2 protein-coding genes are annotated in these 1,447 nt (G+C 57.8%); both read right to left on the bottom strand.

All coding sequences use genetic code 11. From position 1 onward, the window contains the following. Positions 1–425: 425 nt before the first annotated feature. Positions 426–647 (bottom strand): helix-turn-helix domain-containing protein, encoded by a 222-nt coding sequence (locus BLR95_RS15380; protein ID WP_013651418.1) that lies wholly within the window; start codon positions 645–647, stop codon positions 426–428. A gap of 70 nt (positions 648–717) precedes the next feature. After that, a partial coding sequence (locus BLR95_RS15385) for a site-specific integrase (protein ID WP_143131049.1) occupies positions 718–1,447 on the bottom strand: 730 nt, incomplete at its 5' end.

Here is a 1,447-nt window from a genome sequence, read left to right on the forward strand (position 1 = left end):
GACCGACGACGGAGCCCTCCAAATCGAACTCTCCTTCGACAACGCCGACGAGGCCGTCCTCACCGCGCGCCGCGAGTGACTTCTTCAACAGCCTGTTAGGAAGCGCGACGGCGCCTGGGGAGGAATGTTGACCGATCGAGAAACCGGTCAATCCATCTCTTCAAAACGTATTTATGCCACGGAGGACCAAGCGAAGCTTGCCGCATTTGATGGAATGATTTTTCTGAAGAATGAAAGGGGGTGGGGACGGTAGCGCGGCGAATTTGTGGCGAGCTACAGTATCAACCGTTGTGCTGTCAGCGTAGTAAGCTTTGCGAAATGGTTTTCGAGCATCGAGATACGATTTTCCGAGATTTTGCGACAAGCTTGCTTTCAGAAAAAAGCCCCGCCTTGCGGCGGGGCTTCGGTCGAGGAAAGGGGCCGTGTCAGGCCGCGGGCTTCAACGGCTTGGGAGCCATGCGTTGGCTCTCCAGCCATTTGTTGAATTCGGCGCGGTCGATATAGACCCGGCCACCGATCTTCAGCAGCGCGGGTTTCAGTCCATTCGTTTCCGCATGGAATATCCACCAGCGCAGCGTGGCTTCCGTGATGAACGGCGCTTCCGCCGCTACCTGCTTCACGGTCGCCAGGTCCCGATAGTCAACCATGACAACCTCATGGTTCGAGGGGCCAGAAAAGAAGCAGGAACCTTCTATATGCCCCAAATTCGGCTGATCTTCAATTCTTTGGACTGGCTGTATTGCCCTCGAAGATGTCCTCGCCGAGGCTTTCCACCAGCCCTTTGACGTGGCTTTCGGACAGGTGCGCATAGCGACGCACCATCTGGAGCGTCCGATGGCCCAGAACTTCGGCGATTTCTACAAGGCTCGCGCCCTTCATGGCGAGGTAGCTGGCCGTCGAGTGTCGAAGGTCATGGAAGCGGAAATCTTCGAGTCCGGCCTTGTCACGGGCGTTCTCCCACGCCGTTCGGATGTCGATGGGCTGGAGCCCGTCCGACCGAGGGAACAGCCAGCGGGTTTTCGGCGGCTCGGGCAATTCGTCGTAGAGAGCTTGCACCTTGGCAACCTGTTCGGTCAGCAACTCCCGCAGGTGGCGGGCAAGGGGCGTAGCGCGGGTGTCGCCGTTCTTGGTGTCGCGAAAGATTGCCGACGCCCGCTGGAGATCCACATCGGCGAGGGTCAGGCCGAGGATTTCACTCTTACGTGCGCCGGTGGAGAGGGCAAAGACGACCACGGTGAAGAGCTGATCGTTGTCGCTGGCCTTGCATGCCTCAAGAAGGTTGGCCCGTTCTTCGGCACTGAGGAAGCGCGTGCGCTCGTCTCGGATTTTCGTGATGGCATTTACGCCGTCTAAGAGCCTGATCGGAAAAGAGTTGAGTGATTTCAGTCGGTTGTGATTCGATGGGTGGTGTCTAGGCATCCATGGAGCACAACATGTGGACCGAAAT

This window comes from Roseospirillum parvum (genome assembly GCF_900100455.1).
GTDB lineage: Bacteria > Pseudomonadota > Alphaproteobacteria > Rhodospirillales > Rhodospirillaceae > Roseospirillum > Roseospirillum parvum.